This is a genomic window from Acinetobacter sp. AHP123 (assembly GCF_023757925.1).
In the GTDB taxonomy this organism is placed as follows: domain Bacteria; phylum Pseudomonadota; class Gammaproteobacteria; order Pseudomonadales; family Moraxellaceae; genus Acinetobacter; species Acinetobacter oleivorans.
The window spans coordinates 429,565-449,391 of sequence record NZ_CP092454.1 but is presented as its reverse complement, the minus strand read 5'-3'; the positions used below and the strand labels follow the sequence as shown (position 1 = coordinate 449,391).

General features: G+C 39.0%; 20 protein-coding genes. 18 read left to right on the top strand and 2 right to left on the bottom strand.

Going from position 1 to position 19,827, the window contains the following annotated elements:
• Window positions 1-7: 7 nt before the first annotated feature.
• From filD to filF, 3 genes are read left to right on the top strand one after another with little or no spacing between them, the layout of a single operon-like run.
• Window positions 8-1,672 carry a putative pilus system OmpP1/FadL family transporter FilD gene (gene filD, locus MJX77_RS02130; RefSeq protein WP_252060455.1) on the top strand — a complete coding sequence of 555 codons (1,665 nt, stop codon included), beginning with the start codon at window positions 8-10 and terminating at the stop codon, window positions 1,670-1,672.
• Complete coding sequence (filE, locus tag MJX77_RS02125; RefSeq protein WP_252060454.1) at window positions 1,666-3,021, top strand: putative pilus assembly protein FilE; 1,356 nt, start codon at window positions 1,666-1,668, stop codon at window positions 3,019-3,021. The genes filD and filE overlap by 7 nt, the downstream gene beginning before the upstream one ends.
• 19 nt (window positions 3,022-3,040) lie before the next feature.
• Entirely contained in the window at window positions 3,041-4,981 is a 1,941-nt protein-coding gene (gene filF, locus MJX77_RS02120) for a putative pilus system protein FilF (protein ID WP_252060453.1), read from the top strand.
• A gap of 58 nt (window positions 4,982-5,039) precedes the next feature.
• On the opposite strand, the gene MJX77_RS02115 is transcribed toward filF, so the two are convergent.
• Window positions 5,040-5,588 carry an NUDIX hydrolase gene (locus MJX77_RS02115; protein ID WP_002115876.1) on the bottom strand — a complete coding sequence of 183 codons (549 nt, stop codon included), beginning with the start codon at window positions 5,586-5,588 and terminating at the stop codon, window positions 5,040-5,042.
• A gap of 114 nt (window positions 5,589-5,702) precedes the next feature.
• Between MJX77_RS02115 and MJX77_RS02110 the strand changes: the two genes are divergently transcribed.
• From MJX77_RS02110 to fghA, 6 genes are all read left to right on the top strand, one after another.
• Window positions 5,703-6,332 carry a CoA pyrophosphatase gene (locus MJX77_RS02110; protein ID WP_085942204.1) on the top strand — a complete coding sequence of 210 codons (630 nt, stop codon included), beginning with the start codon at window positions 5,703-5,705 and terminating at the stop codon, window positions 6,330-6,332.
• A gap of 19 nt (window positions 6,333-6,351) precedes the next feature.
• Window positions 6,352-6,879 carry a gamma carbonic anhydrase family protein gene (locus tag MJX77_RS02105; RefSeq protein WP_252061299.1) on the top strand — a complete coding sequence of 176 codons (528 nt, stop codon included), beginning with the start codon at window positions 6,352-6,354 and terminating at the stop codon, window positions 6,877-6,879.
• Window positions 6,880-7,014: 135 nt separating this feature from the next.
• Window positions 7,015-7,680 carry a tRNA (adenosine(37)-N6)-threonylcarbamoyltransferase complex dimerization subunit type 1 TsaB gene (gene tsaB, locus MJX77_RS02100; RefSeq protein WP_005302860.1) on the top strand — a complete coding sequence of 222 codons (666 nt, stop codon included), beginning with the start codon at window positions 7,015-7,017 and terminating at the stop codon, window positions 7,678-7,680.
• A gap of 9 nt (window positions 7,681-7,689) precedes the next feature.
• Window positions 7,690-8,481, top strand: a complete 792-nt coding sequence (locus tag MJX77_RS02095) for a class I SAM-dependent methyltransferase (RefSeq protein WP_252060452.1) — start codon at window positions 7,690-7,692, stop codon at window positions 8,479-8,481.
• A 136-nt stretch (window positions 8,482-8,617) separates the two neighbouring features.
• Window positions 8,618-10,069: a C13 family peptidase gene (locus MJX77_RS02090; protein ID WP_005302864.1), complete on the top strand. Its 1,452-nt coding sequence runs from the start codon at window positions 8,618-8,620 to the stop codon at window positions 10,067-10,069.
• Complete coding sequence (fghA, locus tag MJX77_RS02085; protein WP_252060451.1) at window positions 10,038-10,883, top strand: S-formylglutathione hydrolase; 846 nt, start codon at window positions 10,038-10,040, stop codon at window positions 10,881-10,883. The genes MJX77_RS02090 and fghA overlap by 32 nt, the downstream gene beginning before the upstream one ends.
• Here fghA and MJX77_RS02080 read toward each other — a convergent pair whose 3' ends face one another.
• A complete protein-coding gene (locus MJX77_RS02080; RefSeq protein ID WP_125698996.1) occupies window positions 10,884-11,156 on the bottom strand; it encodes a DUF2218 domain-containing protein in 273 nt (90 codons plus the stop codon).
• A gap of 184 nt (window positions 11,157-11,340) precedes the next feature.
• On the opposite strand from MJX77_RS02080, the gene rpe reads away from it, so the two are divergent.
• From rpe to argJ, 9 genes are all read left to right on the top strand, one after another.
• A complete protein-coding gene (gene rpe / locus MJX77_RS02075; protein ID WP_013198894.1) occupies window positions 11,341-12,027 on the top strand; it encodes a ribulose-phosphate 3-epimerase in 687 nt (228 codons plus the stop codon).
• 357 nt (window positions 12,028-12,384) lie between these two features.
• A complete protein-coding gene (locus tag MJX77_RS02070; protein ID WP_252060450.1) occupies window positions 12,385-13,206 on the top strand; it encodes a Cof-type HAD-IIB family hydrolase in 822 nt (273 codons plus the stop codon).
• A 103-nt stretch (window positions 13,207-13,309) separates the two neighbouring features.
• Window positions 13,310-13,705, top strand: coding sequence for a hypothetical protein (locus MJX77_RS02065; RefSeq protein WP_252060449.1), 396 nt, complete (start codon window positions 13,310-13,312; stop codon window positions 13,703-13,705).
• Between the two features lie 40 nt (window positions 13,706-13,745).
• On the top strand, window positions 13,746-15,680 hold the full coding sequence (locus MJX77_RS02060) for a copper resistance system multicopper oxidase (protein WP_252060448.1): 1,935 nt from the start codon (window positions 13,746-13,748) through the stop codon (window positions 15,678-15,680).
• Entirely contained in the window at window positions 15,667-16,422 is a 756-nt protein-coding gene (locus MJX77_RS02055) for a copper resistance protein B (protein WP_252060447.1), read from the top strand. Before MJX77_RS02060 ends, MJX77_RS02055 begins: the two co-directional genes overlap by 14 nt.
• 28 nt (window positions 16,423-16,450) lie before the next feature.
• Window positions 16,451-17,446 carry a cation efflux transmembrane domain-containing protein gene (locus tag MJX77_RS02050; protein ID WP_252060446.1) on the top strand — a complete coding sequence of 332 codons (996 nt, stop codon included), beginning with the start codon at window positions 16,451-16,453 and terminating at the stop codon, window positions 17,444-17,446.
• A 149-nt stretch (window positions 17,447-17,595) separates the two neighbouring features.
• Complete coding sequence (locus MJX77_RS02045) at window positions 17,596-17,916, top strand: DMT family transporter (protein WP_032056956.1); 321 nt, start codon at window positions 17,596-17,598, stop codon at window positions 17,914-17,916.
• Between the two features lie 12 nt (window positions 17,917-17,928).
• Window positions 17,929-18,408 (top strand): methylated-DNA--[protein]-cysteine S-methyltransferase, encoded by a 480-nt coding sequence (locus tag MJX77_RS02040; protein ID WP_252060445.1) that lies wholly within the window; start codon window positions 17,929-17,931, stop codon window positions 18,406-18,408.
• A 133-nt stretch (window positions 18,409-18,541) separates the two neighbouring features.
• Entirely contained in the window at window positions 18,542-19,762 is a 1,221-nt protein-coding gene (argJ, locus tag MJX77_RS02035) for a bifunctional glutamate N-acetyltransferase/amino-acid acetyltransferase ArgJ (protein WP_252060444.1), read from the top strand.
• Window positions 19,763-19,827 lie beyond the last annotated feature (65 nt).

The window sequence follows — 19,827 nt, the reverse complement described above, 5'->3', positions numbered from 1 at the left end:
TATAAAGGTGAAATATCCTAAATTATGTCCTTTAACTGCGGCAATTGTTATCTCCGGTTTTTCTAGCTTTGCCAATGCCCAATTAGGACAAAACCTAGCAGTTGATATTCGTTCACTCTCGATGGGAAATGCTGTAACCGCAGATCCTCCTGGGATTAGTGCGGTTCATTTTAACCCCGCAGCATTAGCTAAAATTGATGGGCTGCAAACAGATGTACAGGGTATTCTGGCAAACTTTGATATTCAGAGGGAATATTCTGCACCACCGGGTTATAACGTTTTTGGTTATTCAGATGACCCAATTGTTTGTAATGATGGTCCTGAAGTTTCGGTAGGTATATGTACTGATTTTAAAGGGCCTGTTCGTGGCGATGTCGAATATGCTAGCTTATATGTACCAATTCTTAAAAAAATGGTTGATTTGGGGGCAGGTTACCCTTTAGTTGCTCCAACAGCGGGTATAGCTTATAAACCACCAGGATCGAAAGTAACCTATGCAACAGCAATTTATGCACCTTTAGTTGCAGGTTTTGGAGCAGAAAATGGTAACCCAAGTAATTATATGGGGCAACAAGTTGCTGTAGAGCGTATTACATATCTATCGCCATCTTTTGGTTTTCAAGTGAATGATCATTTATCCCTTGGTGCTTCATTTGGAATGTCCTATAACGCGATTGCATTAAATACAGACTTACGTTTTCCCAATGAAATGATTGGGGTATTAAGAATGGTTGATGAGGTTGTTTGTAGACCATTTAAAAATAATAAAGAATTTTTTACAGATCTAATATTATTGGGTATTTGTAATACTCAAGAAGGAATGAATCCATTTAATAAAATGGGTGCACTGCAGGTTTCTCTAGAGCAGTCATTAAGTCCAAGTTATAACTTAGGTTTGCTTTGGGAGCCAACTGATGACTTTAGTTTTGGTATGGTTTATCAGAGCTCAGCTAAAATGCGCTTAAAGGGTAAGTATCTGATTGATAATGCTAAAGCCCCCCAACAGCTTATCGCAGGTCTTAACTCATCAACTAGTGGTAGCATTGCTTCAGCAGTCTTACAATTACCAGGATATATTCCAAATACTGAGTCTGGTTTAGTTGCAATGGATCTGGAATATCCTGCGCATTTTCAAGCAGGAATTAAATATAAATTATTGCCAGATTTACAAATGAATTTTGATGTAGGTTGGACTGATTATTCAGCCTGGGATAAATTTAAATTTGAATTTGATCGCCAGATTTCATTACTTCAAGTGGCAAGAATTCTATCTAATGATGTAACTCCAGCTTCTTTAGCGTTACCGTTAAAGTTTACCTCGCCTTGGAGTTGGGGAATAGGGCTAGAATATTCTGCTACAGATCGGTTGAAATTACGTGCTGGTTATGAACCTCGTGCAAGCTCTATTCCTAATGATAAACGTAATACCATGGTTCCAATCAATAATGCGCAATTATTCGGTTTGGGAGTAGGATATCGTTTCGATACAGATACCGATTTAGATCTTTCAGTTGGCTTCTTACGCAGTCGAGATAACATACCCGCTTGTACAAGTACTTTATCTAATAAGTGTGGTGTCGATAATATTTTATTAAATCCATATGCTGGTTTGGATGTAAAAACGAATACAAAAGTCACAGTACTTGGTTTGAGTTATAGAACAAAATGGTAAAACAGTATAAACGGATGTTTAACCCTAATTTTGCTATCTTAACCTTATGTGTTGCGATAGCGAATGTTTCTGTTTCTTACGCAGACGGATTTTATACGATTATAGGTCCCGATGGCCGTCCTATGATTGTGCCTAGTAAAAGAGTTGACCAGAAAAAACAAGCCTTCTCTAAAATAGAAGAAGCACAACACCAGAACCCAACAACTAATACGATAGTTGTTCCCGCTCAAAAAGTGTTTAAAGAGGAAGCGCGCAATACAGATTCACCAAAAAGAGTAGAACAACAACCACAAAAGAAATTAAATTCTGCACCGACTGCACCGACTGCACCGACTGCACCGACTGCACCGACTGCACCGACTGCACCGACTGCACCGACTGCACCGACTGCACCGACTGCACCGACTGCACCGACTGCACCGACTGCACCGACTGCACCGACTGCACCGACTGCACCGACTGCACCGACTGCACCGCAAAAAACTCAAAATGCTACCGTTACTGATAAAGAATTAAAAACATCTACGGAGAAAACTAAATCTTTCGAAGGTGAAAAGGTTCAATCTGTCGCTAATAATGAGTGGAAGAAAAAGATTATTTTAGTTCCGCCGCCAATAAAAAACATATCACAGACAGCTCCACCAGCCGTCTCTTCACAGGATAAGTCTAAATTTACAACGATTGATAATATTGAATATGTAAATAATGAGTATCTTGAAGATCAGGAATTTAATCTTGAAGGTAAAAAGCGTTTTTATCTTATGCCTGACGGCTTAGGACGAACTGAATCAATAGAGCGTAAAAAAGGTGTTAGTCGGTCAACGCTAGATCAGCTTTTTAATCGACATACTGAAGATGATTGGTCTCCTGTTGTCTTAGCTCCAACATATATGCGGTTATCTCCGCAAGAGTTAGAAGCTGCTTTTGAAAAAGATCAATGTTTTATTAAAGGTTATACCAAATCTATTAAGACGCTTAGCATAAATAAAGAAGTAAATTTATGGCCTCGGAAACCCTTAAAAGAAAAATTTGAATATGAGGTAGTACAGCTAAATCCTTCTGTTCAACATTTAAAATTTATGTCGTTTGCTGCTAGTAATGAGAAGCCACTTTATTATTGGCCCTTAGTTATTTTTTTAGATGAAAAAGGTTGTATTTTAGAAGGTGTAAGTGGGTTCAAGAGTAAATCTTATCCTTCTACGATGTTACAACACGCATCACTTCAAGGTGTTTTAAAAGTACCATCTTCAGCACATTACATGATGATGACTCCATTATCATCTGCTGTGGATGTTTCAGAAAAAGAGTTAACAAATCAGGGACAAATTCAAATTTCGGTATTACGTTAAAAAATAAGTAGGATAGCTAATGAATAAAAAAGTTTTCTGGCCTTTTGCACTGACTACTCTAGCACTGATGTTAAATGGTTGTGGTGGTGGTAGTTCCAATATTAATGAAGATCCAAACTCTGGAGGTAATAATGGCAATTTAACTTCTGGTAGTTGCAAGCCAAATGTCAGTGGGACTGCTAGTAGAGATTCAAATTGCTTTGAGTTTGCATTGGATTATCCAGTTGAAGGAATTAATTTTGATTGTAGTACGGCCCTCGGGCAGCATTTTGTCACTACCCTTTCACAGGGGACCGTGACGGGTACATGTAAAGTTGGTGATACTGCACGTTTCTATTTACAAGGTAAGAGCGATAAACAGATTTTCTTAGGTAGTGTGAAGCTTGATACAATAGGAAAATATACTGCTTTTGTGAATAATGGAAGTCAAAAAACATCATTACCTGTGTATTTAAGACTATTAGATTTAGCAAGTGGGATAACAGGTAAAACACCTGCGACTTTAGATAAAAATGATGAAACAATTAAAGTTGCAATTGCTTTGGTAAAAATATTCCAAAGTATTGGTTTTGAAAAAGGTGATAATCTGATTGGAGATATACAGCCTATAGAAATTACAGATGAGAAAAAGGATCTACTTACTAAGCTCTCTCAAAGCGTAACAGCAGCAGATTTTCAAAGTGGGGCGTATGCGAGTCTTTTAAAACCTTGGCTAGATGTCAGTCCAATCTCAGATGATGAAGCATATAAATTAGTAGTGCAAACAACTAATTTAAGTAATGCGGGAACTTATGAAGCTACAGATATTCTCGATGTTTTCCTATTTAGAGGATGTAATCTTAACTCATATGAAGAGTGTGAAAAAAATTCCTCTACTGCCTTGCGTGATAGTGTAAATTCAATGTACTTAGTGACAGACCGTCAAGGTTATACATTCGGTTATGGCTTACAATGGAATGGTGTTAGAAAGGATTTAACAGATCCTTTAAATCTTGTACGAAAAGTTAAACCAGTCAAAATGAATGTTAATGCCCAAAATACTTGGCTTCATCCAATCAGCAGAGAAATTCAATCAACTACACCTCTTCGTTTAAGTCTATCGGATAATCCAAATGAAGACATACAAATTTATCAAGGCAAATTATTTAATGATTATGCTATTGCAGGAAATGAATTTGTATATAAAACCTTGACGAATCTAAATACTGGAAATCCTCAACATTATGGCCGTTGGCGGCAAACTCTGGGTGGAGAAAACTATAATGGGGGAGTAGATATTTATAAAGGAAATAAGATTAGTTTTTTAGAAAGTAGTGTTTTTAAAAATGCTGGGAATGTTAAAACTGGAGAAAATTATATTTTTCCACTCTATGCAAATTTAACTTTTAATTTTGCGCAAACAGCGGCACAGCCTGTAAATTTAGGTATTGTTATTGATGAACATGGCGATATCCGAACTGATATTAAACCAAATGCCACAACTACTGATATGTCAGGGCAATGTGCCACAGTTACAGGCAACAATTTAATTGATAGTTTGGGTGTACAGCAATACCGTATTGGTACGACTGCTGCGACACTAGATGATCCGACAAACTCTGATCGCTCAGTTTATATTCGTATGATGTTAGCAAATCCAAAATTTTCGAATATTGATGGTGCGATGATTGGATTGACATTCATTGGACCATCAGCAGGAACTGCAAAACTGAATTTATTTAATTTACTGGCAAATAAAGTAGATAATAATAGTATTAATCTTAATAATGGAGCAAAAGGGCTGGCTAGTTGGTATAACGCTCATGCAGCTGCACAAGCGAGTTATAATGCAATTGATAAAGTAATTCCAGCACCAACTGATGAAGAGAAAGCATTAGCACAACGTATTGTTGGTACAGTAACAATCAAATTAGCAGATCAGTCTATTCCAGCATGTAAAGCAATTAAAACTAAGTCTTAAAATAAGAGACAAATAAAAAAGACCGCTTAGCGGTCTTTTTTATTATCTAATTAATTAATTAACCCGTATGGTCTAAACGAGTACCCAAAGTTTCAAGATGTGTTGGGAATACTTGTTTTTTACGGTCTTCAAAATAATGTCTTAGTGTGTGTTCGACACTAGGGAAGGCTAGTTCTCCCCATGGAATTTCATGCTCTTCAAACAACCGACTCTCGATACTTTCTTCACCTGCACCAAAAATACCATCTTTCAGCTGCGCTTTGAAAAGTACATAAATTTGACCAATACGCGGAATATTGTACATACAGTAGAGTTGTTCTATTTCTATCTCAGCTTCTGCTTCTTCACGAGTTTCGCGTGCTGCACCTTGCTCCATGGTTTCGAACAATTCCATATAACCAGCAGGCAAAGTCCATAAACCATAACGAGGTTCAATCGCACGACGGCAGAGGAGTACTTTATCTTCCCATAACGCTAAGGCACCGCAGATTACTTTGGGGTTTTCATAGTGAATATTTCCACAATGAGTACAAACACGGCGTACTTTATGATCACCTAAAGGAATTTTTTGTTCGGTTTTATGCCCACACGCTACACAGAAACTCATAATTATCATCGAGTATAGAGATGACTCAGCATAACTGAATTTTTAGACTTACGCATCAACTCTATTCCCTAAGTTTGATTTTCAGATATGATGCAAAGAGAGATAGAATAATAGGTGAATGGTATGGAAGAGCACTTGCTAACACAAAAGTTACAGCAAAGATTGCGCTTTTCCACCCGCATACAAGAAGCACAAGCAGCAGTACTGATAGCAATTACTAATGAAAATGATCCGAAGGTACTGCTTACACGCCGTTCAATACATATGAACAACCATGCGGGGGAAGTTTCTTTTCCGGGTGGAAAGCGTGATCCTAGTGATACCAGTAATATTGTTGTAGCGTTAAGAGAAGCTCAGGAAGAGACAGCTTTAAACCCTTTTGATGTGCAGTTGCTCGGTGATTTGCCGATGCAGCGTGCAAGAAGTGGTTTGTCTGTAAAACCGATCGTTGGGCTTATTCCTCCAGAGGTGACTTTAATACCTCAGCCTACCGAAATTGATCGAATTTTCTTTGTCCCGTTACAACAACTGATCGAGACGCGCCCGACACCTTATGAGGTTCGATATGCCCATCAGTCTTTATATTTTCCAAGCTTACAGATTGATAATGAAATCATTTGGGGTTTAACTGCTCGTATGTTAGTTGCTCTGTTTAAATATGGATTGGGTTATCAAAAAGATTGGCCATTTTTACTCAACTCACCAACCTTTGGAATGCCAAAGTTTTCTCATAAGAATAAATGATCAGGATTGATAAATTATGATGTATAGCTATCAAGGACAGCACCCAAAAGCCTTACATGAGCCATGGGATGGTTGGGTTGCTCCAACAGCAACGCTAATTGGACAAGTAGAGTTAGGACGTCAAGTCAGCATTTGGTTTGGAGCTGTAGTACGTGCCGATAACTGTGTAGTTCGAATTGGTGATTTCTCTAATATTCAAGAAAATTCTGTACTACATACCGATGCGGGCCTTGAGTTGAACATTGGTGAATATGTCACAGTCGGGCATAAAGTCATGCTGCATGGTTGTACGATTGGTGATAATAGTTTGATTGGTATGAACGCCGTAATTTTAAATCGCGCTGTGATTGGTAAAAACTGTATTATTGGTGCGAATGCCTTAATTCCTGAAGGGAAGGTGATTCCAGATAATTCAGTGGTGATGGGTTCACCTGGCAAAATTGTCAAAATTTTAGATGAAGATGGCGCTGCAAAAATACGTTTGAGTGCACTACATTATGCTGAGCACTTTAAGAACTATGCAGATTTAAAAGAATTCCACTTTTAACTCTTTTTTAGAAAAATATTTTTATGCCAAGCACAAGCTTGGCATTTTTATTTAGAAAGAGAACAACTCGCCTATCAGAGCTGAGTGGGGTATCATAACCCTCGTTTTTAATCTGATTTAATACTAAGGTTGTGCATGAAATTGCTGGCGTTGGAAACTGCAAATGAGCAGTGTTCTATTTCATTAGTCGATGAAACCCAAGAACTGTTTTTTCAACTCGATACGCGGGCGAAAGCACAAACCCAGACCATTTTGCCTATGATTGAGCAGGGGCTACAACAAACAGGTCTTGAGGTTGCTGGTCTAGATGCGATTGCCTTTAGCCGTGGGCCAGGTTCTTTTAGTGGTGTTCGCATTAATGCAGCTGTGACTCAGGCGTTGGCATGGTCACAAGATTTACCCGTTATTCCTGTTTCGAGTTTGCAAGCTTTAGCTCAAGCGGCATACCGACTTGAAGGTTTGAAACAAGTGACTGCGGTTCTCGATGCTCGTATGAACGAAGTTTACATTGCAAGTTATGTTCTAGATGAGCATGGAATTATGCAGTGTATTGATGAAGAAAAATTAATGGGCTACGAGCCAGCAGCTGCTTACGCAAAACATTGCTTAATTGGTTCGGGCGCAAAGTTACTTCAAGCTGATGCAGATCATCAAACAATCACTGCAACTGCACAAGACATTGCTTCTATTGCACGTGTTTATGCAGAAGAAAAGCAGTGGGTTGATGCTGAACATGCTTTGCCAGTTTATTTACGTGATGATGCATGGAAAAAAATAGCAGATCAGGGTAAAGCAAAATAAAGGCGAATCATGCACATATATTTTGAAGTAGATTTTCAACAACAAGCACAGCACTACCAAGCTGTGCTTTGTTCTAGAGGTGTGACTGTAGATTTGCAGTTAGTTGAAAAACTGAATGCACGTTTTCTGCGTTTAAATCCTGAGTTGGCACTTTGTGTGGATGAAAATGGGCTATGGTTATCTGCAAATGGCATGAAAATGCAGCCCGACTGGAAAGCCGAAATTTCCCGTTTAAAACGTGCAAGTCTTAAATCAGAAATGATTGCTCGGGCTTGTCAGTTAGGTGAAAAACCAATATTGGTTGATGCTACAGCAGGCTTAGGCCATGACAGCTTACTCATGGCTTATTTAGGCGCACAAATACAATTGGTTGAGCGCCATCCAATTTTGTTTACCTTACTTGAAGATGCAAAAGCACAAGCTGAACAAGACAGCTTTTTAAGCCAGTTTATGGATCGGATTCAACTGATCTTTGCTGACTCTGCAAGTTATTTACAACAGTTACAGCAAACAGCTCAACTAGTTGATGTGGTTTATCTAGATCCGATGTTTCCACAGCGTGATCAGAATCACCAAGCAATCAAAAAACAAGCTCAAGTAAAAAAACAGATGCAGCTTTTACATCTTCTTTTACCCGAAGATGGTGAGATGGATTTAGGTGATAATTTGCTGGTTTTGGCACAGAAAGTTGCTAAACGTGTAGTCGTTAAACGACCGCGCCATGCTATTTTCTTGGCGAATCAAGAGCCAGCTCATCAATGGCAAGGAGATGCTTGTCGTTTTGATGCGTATTTTCAGTAGGCTTATGTAAGGTTAGGTTTTATTGCTTGAATAATGCACAAATATATGTGATATAGTTCAAAAGCATGATTGCTAAAATTCTTAGCAGGCATACACTTAAGATGCCTGACAAAAACGAAATTTTTGAAAACCTTTTATGATTGATCTTAAACCCTCCATTAACTTTTGGCATGATTTTAAAAGCAACCAAATTGCCGGAATGTGGCTGTTTTTGGGATCAAGACGTTCTCTACAAATTGTACATCCATCTATTCTTCAGCTTATTGTTTGGGGAATTTTAGGGGGATGTACTAACTCTCTGTATAGTTGGCTTGTCGCTGGTCAAATCGGCGATTTCAATTCACAAGGTTTAATTGGTTATGCACTTTGGCCATTCATTGCCTTAATTGTTGGTATTTTCTTATCCCAGCGCACCAACCAACCTCGTTTAATGCTAGTACCTGCTTTACTGTGGTTGGTTTTAGATACAAATATCTTATTAATTCAATGTTTAATTCAGTATTTGGGTTCTAACGGTTATCTCAACTTTATTCCCGATGCTATTTATAACGGAATTTTACCGAGCTTATTTGTAGCTTTGTTTGTGTGGCAAAGTTTAGCGGTGATTTGGGTTTTCTCACGCGAACTTAAGTGGCCTTGGTGGGAACGTGCACTCGTCATGGTTGCGACTATTGCGACAATGGTAGTGTGGCAACTTTCTGTAAAAGATCAACCGATTTGGAAGGTGGAGGATTCGGCTCCAACATTTGCTGAAGATGCTTTTTACGCACAAAGTAAGTTGCTGAGCGATTCTTTAGAGCAAGTCCAATATGGCGAGCAGGCAAAAAGTCATTGGTATTTTTTAGGTGTTGCTGGCGATAGTTACCAAGATGTTTTTAAATCGGAAGTAGTCCGTATTAAAGAACAATTTGACACACGTTTCGGAACGATTGGTCGTTCGATGATGTTGGTCAATAATCCAGACACCCGCACAGAAATTCCGATTGCCTCTAAAACCAGTATCGAGTTAGCCTTACGCCGTATGGGGCAGCAAATGAACCGTGATAGCGATGTTTTATTTCTATATATGACTTCACACGGTGAACAGAATCACTTCGAAATTGAAAATGCACCATTAGATTTAGGGCAAGTAGACCCGAAATGGTTGCGTGAAACACTTGATAAATCCGGTATTCGCTGGCGTGTGATAGTTATCTCAGCCTGCTATTCAGGAAGCTTTATTCCTGCGTTACAGTCTCCTGATACTTTAATTATTACCGCATCTGCCGCTGATAAAACTTCTTTTGGATGTAATAACGAAGCTGACTATACCTATTTTGGTCGAGCTTTCTTTGATTTGGCTATGCGAGAGCAATCGTCGATGAAAGACTCATTTAACACAGCTAAGCAAACAGTAACCAAATGGGAAGTAGCTCAAGGTGTTGAACCTTCTGAGCCTCAGTGGATGATTGGTAAAAATATGGAACTTATGCTACCTCAATTGGAAAAGTATTTATTTCCTCAGCAAAATACGGGTAGTGTAGATATTGCTCAAACAAAAACAGAGGCTAAAAACGATGCAACTCCTGCAAAAAAACCGCTGCTTTGAGGGCGAGCAGCGTATATACCAATTTGAATCTTCTTATTTAAAAGGACCAGCGAAGTTTGGTGTTTATTTACCACCAGCAGCTCTAGAAGGTAAAGCATGCTCAACTTTGTTTTACTTAGCTGGGTTAACGTGTACTGAAGAAACCTTTGCCATAAAAGCACATGCGCAACATATGGCAGCACAACTCAGCTTAATATTGATTACCCCAGACACTTCTCCTCGTGGAGAACAAGTCGCAGCAGGAGATAACTGGGATTTAGGTCAAGGTGCAGGCTTTTATATTAATGCTACACAAGCACCATGGTCTGAGCATTATCAAATGGAAAGCTATTTAATTGATGAGTTATATCCACTCATTTTAAAAAACTTTCCTGTAAACGCTCAACAAGTTGGTATCTTTGGGCACTCAATGGGTGGACACGGCGCACTAACTTTAGCGTTTAAATATCCTGAAAAGTTTAAGTCGGTATCTGCTTTCGCACCGATCTGTGCACCAACTGAATGTGCATGGGGAGACAAAGCGTTTAGTCATTATTTAGGTGCAGATCGTAATAGCTGGTTGGCTCATGATGCCACAGCTTTAGTCTCAAAAAATGGTGCAGTATTTGACGAAATTTTGGTTGATCAGGGATTAGATGATCAATTTTATGAACAACTTCACCCTGAAAAGTTTAAGCAAGCATGTTTAAAAGCAGGACAGCCTTTAACTTTAAGACAACATGCTGGCTATGATCATGGTTATTACTTTATTCAAACCTTTATGGATGAGCATTTACAGTTCCATGCAATCCAATTAGAAAAGGTCGCTGGCTAATTAGTGTAGCCATTCAACCTGAAATTCTTGTTGAGCCATACGGTTTAGATGATCAAGCACCACTTTTTCTAAGTGATCGTGGTCATCTAACTGGCTATCAATTGCAACGTTTAACTGTTCTGTTTCTGGTGCAAGTGTAATCGTTGCTGTAGGCATTAAGATTTTAAAATCTTGTTCAGTTTCTTGTACTTCAAACTTGTGCTTCCAATGATTAACTAGACGTTTTGCAATGCGTTTTCCATCGTTTGTTAATAGATGAGTTGTGCTTTTCATTATCAATCCTCACATTGGTTTAATGTACCTTAACAAATTCGTTTCGCCGTTAGCATTCTATTGTTGCAACGTTACGTTGCAAGTTTGAAATGTTGTCATTTAAGCAAGGAAGGGCAGGCCAAGTAGGTTCTTTTTTGTTATAATTTTCAGCCTCTCCTTAAATTTTTAGCCAGGTCATCCACCTATGTCCAAGCCTTACTTGATTGCTCCTTCTATTTTATCTGCCGATTTTGCTCGTTTAGGCGAAGATGTAGACAAAGTGTTAGCCGCAGGTGCCGATGTAGTACATTTTGATGTGATGGATAATCACTATGTTCCAAATTTAACTTTTGGTGCTGGTGTATGTAAGGCTTTAAAAAATTATGGGATTACAGCTCCTGTTGACGTGCATCTAATGGTATCTCCAGTTGATCGAATTATTGGAGACTTTTTGGAAGCTGGTGCAGATATTATTACTTTCCATCCAGAAGCATCGCACCACATCGATCGTTCATTACAGTTGATTAAGTCAGGTGGTGCTAAAGCAGGTTTAGTCTTTAACCCAGCAACACCGTTGCACTATTTAGATTATGTACTTGATAAAGTTGATCAAATTTTAATAATGAGTGTAAACCCCGGTTTTGGTGGACAAAAGTTCATTCCAATGACTTTAGAAAAATTACGTGAAGCTCGTAAAATTATTGATGCAAGTGGCCGCGATATTCGTTTAGAAGTTGATGGTGGTGTTGGCCCTGCAAATATTCGTGAAATTGCAGAAGCGGGTGCAGATATGTTTGTTGCTGGTTCAGCTATTTTTGGTCAACCAGATTATAAAGTTGTGATTGATCAAATGCGTGCAGAGCTTGCGAAAGTGGGCAGTGTAGAAGCTTAAAAAAGTATATTGAACTGAGAATAAGCTTGTGGATAACTTTGTTTATAACTATATGGATAACTGTGTTGATAACCGTATGGATAAGATGTTGGTAAAATAAACAAAATTAGATCAACCGTTTATTCTCTAAGCGAAATGTATGAAAAAAGAACGTTTTGGCGTTCTTTTTTTATGCGTGTTGAATATTTTATTATCTGATTTTTTATTAAGCTTTGCTAAAAAATAACCTGTGCAAAAAACGATACGGCTCTGTGTGAAATTTTTTTAGAGATAGATAAGTATAAAACTGTAAAAGTGTCATGAAAAATAAAGCTAAATTTGCTTTAATAAGATTTTAGTAAGAGATTTAGATAATTAATGACGATAAAAATTTTAGCGGTAGATATGGATGGGACTTTTCTTAATTCTAAGAAGCAGTACAACAAAGCACGTTTTTTAAAACAGTACGAACAACTTAAACAAAATAATATTCATTTCGTGGTTGCCAGTGGTAACCAACTCGCAAAGCTAATTACCTATTTTCCAGAAATTAGTCATGAAATTGCTTTTATTGCAGAAAATGGCGCGCATGTTGTAGATGCAGGGCAAGAAATAGCTTTTGCTCATTTAAGTCAGCAACAATACATTGAGATTCTAAAAGCAATCGACCCTTCATATACCTCAACCATGGTGATCTGCGGGAAACAGAGTGCTTATGTGCATAGCAGCATGAACGCAGAGGACTATGCCAAAGTCGCTCGATACTTTGAAAAGCTAACAGTTATTGATGATTTTTATGCACTAGATGACTTGGTGTGTAAAATTACTTTTACTGCTCAGGAAAACGAAAGCTTTGAGATTTTTGAACATTTTCAGAAAAAAAGTTTTGTTGCAGATAAAGTCTTAGTGCCTGTTTCAAGTGGTTTTGGTTTTATTGATTTAATTCTTCCAGACCAGCATAAAGCGCATGGCTTGAAGCTATTGCTGCAAAAATGGCAGGTTAAAGCTGATCAAGTGGTCGCGATTGGTGATAACAATAATGATATTCAGATGATCAAAGCTGTCGGCTATGGATTTGCGGTTGAAAATGCAGTTGAAGCTTTGAAAGCAGTAGCCCCTTATACAACTGTAAGTAATGAACAAGAGGGTGCACTAGATGTGATTGATTTAGTCCTTCAGCATCAAACACCATTTGCTTAATTACTTTAAAACAACCAGTTAAGATTGAAAATTGTATCTGTTTGAAAACTTGGTTATGCTAATGGGGTTAAGATTACTCATCGGCTCTAGGCGATAAACCACAATGGCTCTACAACACTTACGCAAGTATGCTTGGTTTGTGTTCCTAATGACTTTGGTCATTGGGTGGAGTGGTGTGTCTGTTGCTCAGACGCCTATGCAGCATGATCTTCATACGATGCCGTGTCATAGTGAAAAAACTTCGCATAAGAATATGCATGTTCAAGCAGATGATCAGACTGTATGTCATCAAAATATGACACAGTCTCTTAACTCACATGGTGAGCATTGTCAGGACTGTAACCCAGTTCATTGTCAAATTGTGAATTTGGCATTACAGCAAGCTGTACCAGATATTGACTCGCAATTTATTCCAATCTCGTCTCAATTTAGCAGTATTTATCAGGCTCAGCATCTAGCCGGATACTGGCAAGAAATTTTACGTCCTCCAAAAGCTTAATCCTTTCTTACTTATTTTTTTAGTTCAAAGGATTACAGCAATGTCTCATAAAACAATTAGCAGCCTCGTCGCTGTATTTGGTCTATTGGTTTCACCATGGACCCTCGCGGCAATTAAGGAATATCACCTTAATATTAATGAACAACAGGTCAATGTTACGGGTCAGCCGCTTAAACGAATTACCGTAAATGGCAAGTTTACAGCACCACTTCTTGAGTTTGAGGAAGGAGATGAGGCTGTTATTCATGTTCATAACCAATTAAAGAATCAAGATACGTCTTTGCATTGGCATGGGTTGTTACTGCCAGGGTTAATGGATGGTGTGCCCAGTTTCAATGGTTTTAAAGGAATCGCGCCAAACGGAGATTTTGTTTACAGCTTTAAAGTGAAGCAAAACGGCACTTATTGGTATCACGCTCATAGTAAAGGCCAAGAGCAGGATGGTTTATATGGCCCGCTCGTGATTTATCCAAAAGGGAAAATACCCGTAGCTGCACATGAAAAAACTGATCGTGATTATGTGGTGATGCTTTCAGATTTTCACAATTCTTCTAGCGATAGCATTATGAAGAATTTGAAGAAATCTGCTGAGTATTATCAAAACCGCCGTGAAACCGTATCTGATGTTTTGAAGCAAGTCAAAACACAAGGCTTAAAAGCAACTTGGCAAGATCGTTCGATGTGGAATCAGATGCGGATGTTAAAAACGGATATGTCTGATGTGACGGGTTATACCTTTTTAGTTAATGGCAAGACACCACAGCAAAACTGGACAGGTAATTTTAAAGCTGGCGATAAGGTTCGATTACGATTTATTAACGCATCGGCAATGTCATTTTTTGATGTCAGAATTCCAAATTTGAAAATGACAGTTGTAAGTGCAGACGGGCAGCCAGTTAAACCAGTTGCAATTGATGAGTTTCGTATTGGCACAGCCGAAACCTACGATGTCATTGTAGAACCTAAACAGCCAAATTATCAGATTGAAGCAGAGTCTATTGATCGCAGTGGTTTCGCTATCGGGACTTTGCACAATGAAAATACGCAAGCTGTAGAGCCAGTTCAAATGCCGCAACCACGTCCACGTTCTTTGCTAACCATGGATGATATGGGCATGAGTCATGGCAATGGGGCAAGTGATGAACATGCTGGCCATCAAATGAACATGCAACACGACATGTCGGCTATGCCTGAAATGAAAAAAGAAGAGAGCCAGACTAATCATGATCATACGATGATGAACATGGATCATGACATGAAAAGTATGTCATCTGAAAAACATGATCATTCTATGATGCAAATGAAGCATGACATGTCAGCGATGCCTGAAATGAAACATGATATGCAGGCAATGTCATCGAGTGAACATGACCATGCCATGATGAATATGAAGCATGAGATGCCTGCGCAATCTGAGAATAAGTCTAAAAAGGATGAGCCCGTTTATGGCTGGGCAAATGCTTCGACGCCAGCGGGTATGAAAGCGCTGCAATATAGTGATTTGCAATCTTTAACTCCTCAGCCAGACACACGTGCACCAGAACGAGAGCTTGTTATTCGTTTAGGCGGCAACATGGAGCGTTATATTTGGACCATTAATGGTAAGAAATTTAGCGAAGCTGAGCCATTACAAGTTAAATATGGCGAGCGTATTCGCTTGAAGTTCGTGAATGACAGCATGATGGCTCATCCAATGCATTTACATGGCATGTTCATGCAATTGGAAAATGGTCAGCAAGCTGAAAACTTGCCAAATAAACATACCGTTATTGTTCCACCAGGAAAGACAGTTACTGCGTTATTAACAGCCGATGCTTTAGGAGAATGGGCGATTCATTGCCATCTGCTTTATCACATGAGTGCAGGGATGATGAATAAGTTGATTGTGGCTCAAGTGAATGATGGAGCAGTAGATGCATCTCAAGCACCTATTCAATCTGAAAATGAAAAAGGAGCGAGTCATGCGCATCACTAAATTATTTTCTCAAATGATATGTTGCGGTATTTTCTCTGGTGTATCGGTTCTTGCTTTGGCACAAGAACCCTTAACGCATGATCATTTACGCGAACATGGTGGACAGATCTATCAAGCAACAAAAATTGATACTGGCTGGACTCAAAATGAAGAGGGAGAAGGCAGTTTTTCTTCTGAATTAGAAAGTTGGGTGGGAACTGATGAAAATAAATTATTCATTAAAGCCCATGTTGAAAAAGCCGAGTCGGAAGATGCTAATTACGGCGGTTCAGTACTTTACAGTCGAAATGTAGCTGATTATTGGGATGTACAGGCTGGGGTAAACTACGAGCGTTTACAACGGGAAGATGAAAAGCAAGATCGCTGGGCAGGTGTAGTCGGTTTGCATGGCATGGCACCTTACTTTTTTGAAACCGATGCATATCTTTATGTAGGTGAAGATCAGCTATGGAAGCTAAGTTTAGAAACGGAAAGAGACTTACTCTTTACCCAAAAGCTAATTGGTAAACCTTATTTAAAAGCAGATGTTGTTTTGAAAGATGAATCTCACTATGCAAGTAAAACAGGTTTATCAAGTTTACAAGCTGGTTTTCAAACCCGTTATGAAATCAACAAAAAGGTGATGCCATTTCTTGATGTGGGTTACGGCTATGAAAAAGGTTTAAAACAAACTGCTTGGCAAACTGGAACCGACTCTGAACATGGTTGGTATTATGGAGCAGGGTTAACACTTAAGTTCTAATTGCCGAACAAAAATTAAGCTTAATGACATGCCATTGGTTTATACTGATGGCATTGTTTTTTGTGTCAGTTATGGTGCACAGATGGCTTTAGAAAAACAAGAGAATCAAATACATTTAAATAAAACTAGCTCTAGCTGCGGGTGCTCAAGCATGCCGTCTCAGGAGTATTCTACACCTAGTGAAGCTATGCCTAGAAAGAGCCAATGGGTGAGTTATTATCATATTCCTCACATGGATTGTGCAGCTGAAGAGCAAATGGTGCGGATGGCTTTGGCCTCTTACGCTGACGATATACAAGAGCTCCATTTTGACTTGCCAGCACGGCATTTGGCGATTTATCACAGTGTTCAAGCTGAAAAGATTACTCAAAGTCTGCAACGTTTAGGACTAGGGGCGGAATTACAACAAACGCAGCCACATTATGAACCTGTTGAAAAACCTAAAAAGGTTCGAGCTAGTTCTTCAACAAATGCGTCACAAAAGCAAGTTTTACAATGGTTGTTACTGATTAATGGCGTCATGTTTGTCATTGAGTTTATGGCAGGTATTATTGCTTCATCGACAGGATTAATCGCCGATTCACTCGATATGTTTGCCGATGCTGCAATTTATGGCATTGCTTTATTTGTGGTGGGTAAAAATCTAAATGCACAATTAAAGGCTGCGCATCTTTCAGGATGGTTCCAGTTCGGCTTAGCCATAATTGTGTTAATTGATGTGTTGCGCCGTTTTATTTACGGCAGTGAACCCGTTTCAATTCTCATGATTTTAATTGGCGGATTGGCTCTTGCAGCCAATATTAGTTGCCTTTATTTAATGAGAGATCATAAAGAGAGTGGGGCACATATGAAGGCGAGTTATATCTTTTCTGCAAACGATGTCATCGTAAACTTAGGGGTCATTGTCGCAGGAATATTGGTTGCCATTACAGGTTCTCCTTATCCTGATTTAATGATTGGATTAATTATTGTTTTGTTTGTCTTAAATGGCGCACGAAAAATTTTACAGTTAAAAAACGAATAATATTTTCTAAGACAGGCAAGCTTTAGATAGGGTTTGCCTTCATTTTTTATTTTAAAGTAAACTGAGTCTTCACATAAAGGAGGAACGACCTCCCCCATATTGGGTAATCATGTCGGGACGACCTGACGCTATAAAAATTAGTGAATGTTATGGCTTGGGCTATTTTAATTTTAGCAGGTGTATTTGAAATCATTTGGGCATATTCTATGAAAATGTCTGAAGGTTTTACACGTTTAACCCCTAGTGTTATTACCGTAGTTTTTATGATTTTGAGTGTAGTTCTACTTTCAATTTCCATGAAAACTTTACCTCTTGGCACTGCCTATACGGTTTGGACAGGCATTGGCGCAATTGGGTCATTTCTTGTAGGTATATTTTTTCTTCATGAGCCTGTTGGCGCTATGCGAATGATTGCCGCTGTATTGATTGTGTCAGGTTTGGTTTTAATGAAAATTTCATCACCGTCCTAAGAGAATAAAACTATGTTGCTGTCTTATAAGTATATCAATTCGCCTGTTGGGCAATTAAAGCTGGTTGCGAATGAAAATGCTTTGGTGGCAATACTCTGGGACAATGAAAATCCAAAACGTGTTCGACTGGCCGAGCTGGTCGAACAACTTGAACATCCAGTTTTATTAAAGACAGAACAACAATTAAAAGAATATTTTGAAGGTAAACGCCGCGAGTTTACATTACCACTAGATTTCGAAGGGACTGCATTTCAAAAGCAGGTCTGGTCTGCTTTATTGACCATCCCTTATGGTGAAACAAGAAGTTATAAAGATATTGCTGTTCAAATTGGCAATGAAAAAGCGGTGAGAGCAGTTGGCGCTGCCAATGGCAAAAACCCGATTTCAATTATTGCACCTTGTCATCGTGTCATTGGTGTGGGCGGTGCTTTAGTTGGTTTTGCTGGTGGGCTTGATAAGAAAGATATTTTATTAAAACTAGAGCAACAATGAGCCGTTTTTGCGCTCGATTTTTTTAGACTTTTCTACTAAGCTGTCCACTATGATATTTCATGAAGAAAGTGCTTCATGGCATCGCTTTTTTTGAAATATTGATCTTATTCAACAAACTTTGGATGTTCTAAAAATGGCTGTCGGTGACGTAACAATGCCACAAATGCATGTGGTAAAAGGTGTAAAAATTGGCTCAACAGAAGCATATGTACGTTACCAAAACCGACGAGATTTAGTCATTTTTGAGTTTGCAGAAGGTTCAAATGTTGCTGGTGTATTTACTCAAAATGCATTTTGTGCAGCACCTGTTCATGTCTCTAAAGCTCATCTTGCCGAAGGTAATCCTCGTTATTTAGTGATTAATACCGGTAATGCGAATGCAGGAACTGGACCTACGGGTTTGAAAAATGCTCAGGATACTTGTGCAAAATTGGCGGAGATTGCTGGGGTAAACAGTTTTGAAGTTCTTCCGTTTTCTACGGGGGTGATTGGTGAGCAACTTCCGATGGAACGTTTACTTGCGGGTCTTCAGCCTGCATTAAATAGCGTACAAGACGCGGCTTGGAATGATGCTGCATCTGGCATTATGACCACAGACACAGTACCTAAAGGTGCATCTGAACAATTTGAACTTGATGGCATTACTTATACCATGACAGGTATTAGTAAAGGCGCCGGAATGATTCGCCCGAACATGGCAACTATGTTGAGCTTTGTAGCAACAGATGCACCTATTAGCCGTGATTTAGTACAAAAGCTACTAAAAACGACAGTTGAGCATTCATTTAACCGTATTACGATTGATGGCGATACTTCAACAAATGACTCTTGTATTTTTGTAGCAACAGGTCAGGCGGGTGGAGCTGAAATTACTTCAGACAGCGATGTACGCTACGCTAAAGTGTTAGAAGTACTTGCGCGTGTAATGAATCGTTTAGCACAGTTAATTGTTCGTGACGGCGAAGGCGCGACGAAGTTTATTACTGTGGCTGTAGAGGGTGGCGGTAACATTCAGGAGTGTTGTGACATTGCTTATAGCATTGCGCATTCACCACTTGTCAAAACTGCACTTTTTGCATCGGACCCGAACTGGGGACGTATTTTAGCTGCGATTGGCTATGCAGGAGTTAAAGACCTAGACGTGTCTAAAATTCAAGTGTGGTTAGACGAAGTACAAATCTGTAAGGATGGCGGCGCAGCTGAAGACTATACCGAAGAAGCAGGCGCGCGTGTTATGGCTCAAACCGAAATTACCATTCGTGTTGATTTAGGACGTGGTCAAGCCAAAGACACGGTGTATACCTGTGACTTATCTTACGACTATGTCAAAATTAATGCTGATTACCGTTCTTAAATATCAGTTATAATCAAGCCTCGACAAAGAGGCTTTTTTATTAGCCCCAACTTTTGATATTAAAT

Excerpts from the sequence above, each read along its gene's own strand:
- rpe (WP_013198894.1), top strand. The coding sequence starts at position 11,341 with ATGTCCAAGCCTTACTTGATTGCTCCTTCTATTTTATCTGCCGATTTT.
- MJX77_RS02045 (WP_032056956.1), top strand. The coding sequence starts at position 17,596 with ATGGCTTGGGCTATTTTAATTTTAGCAGGTGTATTTGAAATCATTTGG.
- MJX77_RS02095 (WP_252060452.1), top strand. The coding sequence starts at position 7,690 with ATGCACATATATTTTGAAGTAGATTTTCAACAACAAGCACAGCACTAC.
- MJX77_RS02090 (WP_005302864.1), top strand. The coding sequence starts at position 8,618 with ATGATTGATCTTAAACCCTCCATTAACTTTTGGCATGATTTTAAAAGC.
- MJX77_RS02040 (WP_252060445.1), top strand. The coding sequence starts at position 17,929 with ATGTTGCTGTCTTATAAGTATATCAATTCGCCTGTTGGGCAATTAAAG.
- MJX77_RS02060 (WP_252060448.1), top strand. The coding sequence starts at position 13,746 with ATGTCTCATAAAACAATTAGCAGCCTCGTCGCTGTATTTGGTCTATTG.
- MJX77_RS02065 (WP_252060449.1), top strand. The coding sequence starts at position 13,310 with ATGGCTCTACAACACTTACGCAAGTATGCTTGGTTTGTGTTCCTAATG.
- fghA (WP_252060451.1), top strand. The coding sequence starts at position 10,038 with ATGCAACTCCTGCAAAAAAACCGCTGCTTTGAGGGCGAGCAGCGTATA.
- filF (WP_252060453.1), top strand. The coding sequence starts at position 3,041 with ATGAATAAAAAAGTTTTCTGGCCTTTTGCACTGACTACTCTAGCACTG.
- MJX77_RS02080 (WP_125698996.1), bottom strand. The coding sequence starts at position 11,156 with ATGAAAAGCACAACTCATCTATTAACAAACGATGGAAAACGCATTGCA.
- MJX77_RS02070 (WP_252060450.1), top strand. The coding sequence starts at position 12,385 with ATGACGATAAAAATTTTAGCGGTAGATATGGATGGGACTTTTCTTAAT.
- MJX77_RS02055 (WP_252060447.1), top strand. The coding sequence starts at position 15,667 with ATGCGCATCACTAAATTATTTTCTCAAATGATATGTTGCGGTATTTTC.
- argJ (WP_252060444.1), top strand. The coding sequence starts at position 18,542 with ATGGCTGTCGGTGACGTAACAATGCCACAAATGCATGTGGTAAAAGGT.
- filE (WP_252060454.1), top strand. The coding sequence starts at position 1,666 with ATGGTAAAACAGTATAAACGGATGTTTAACCCTAATTTTGCTATCTTA.
- MJX77_RS02105 (WP_252061299.1), top strand. The coding sequence starts at position 6,352 with ATGTATAGCTATCAAGGACAGCACCCAAAAGCCTTACATGAGCCATGG.
- MJX77_RS02115 (WP_002115876.1), bottom strand. The coding sequence starts at position 5,588 with ATGAGTTTCTGTGTAGCGTGTGGGCATAAAACCGAACAAAAAATTCCT.
- MJX77_RS02050 (WP_252060446.1), top strand. The coding sequence starts at position 16,451 with ATGCCATTGGTTTATACTGATGGCATTGTTTTTTGTGTCAGTTATGGT.
- tsaB (WP_005302860.1), top strand. The coding sequence starts at position 7,015 with ATGAAATTGCTGGCGTTGGAAACTGCAAATGAGCAGTGTTCTATTTCA.